At 65.4% G+C, this 578-nt stretch carries 1 protein-coding gene; it reads right to left on the reverse strand.

The genetic code is table 11. The annotated features are described in order from the left end of the window. Positions 1 to 578 (reverse strand): IS3 family transposase (locus ACNQPB_RS20080; protein WP_498754183.1); only part of this gene is annotated, 578 nt, incomplete at both ends.

Genomic DNA, 578 nt, shown 5'->3' on the forward strand with positions numbered 1-578 from the left:
TCCTGCCGTGTGAGCCACCACTGACGGTCCAGGACGTTCTTTTGCAGCAGCGAGAAGAACGATTCCATCGCGGCGTTGTCCGCGCACGCGCCGACTCTGCCCATCGAGCCGGTGAGTCCGTGGTGTCGCAGTGATTCGACGAACCGGCGTGAGCGGAACTGGGAACCGCGATCCGAGTGCACCACGGTCGCTGCCGGGCGGCGTGACCGCACGGCGTTCTCCAGTGCGGCGACGGCAAGCGAGGACTTCATCCGCGAACCCATCGAGTAGCCCACGATCCTGCCGGAGTAGACGTCCTTCACCGCGCAGAGGTAGAGCTTCCCCTCGGCAGTAGGGTGTTCGGTGATGTCCGTCAGCCACAGTTCGTTCGGTGCCGTGGCGGTGAAGTCCCGCTCGACCAGGTCGTCGTGGACCGGCGGACCGGGTCTGCGGTTCAGGCCGCGCTTCTTTGAGAACACCGACCAGATGCCGTGGTCCCGGCATAGGCGCTGGACCCTGTTCTCACCCGCGCTGATGCCCTTCTCCGGGAGTTCGTCGGCGATGAAACGGTACCCGAATGCCGGGTCGTCGGCGTGGAT

The sequence above is a fragment of the Curtobacterium sp. LFS079 genome, assembly GCF_047977865.1.
In the GTDB taxonomy this organism is placed as follows: domain Bacteria; phylum Actinomycetota; class Actinomycetes; order Actinomycetales; family Micrococcaceae; genus Arthrobacter.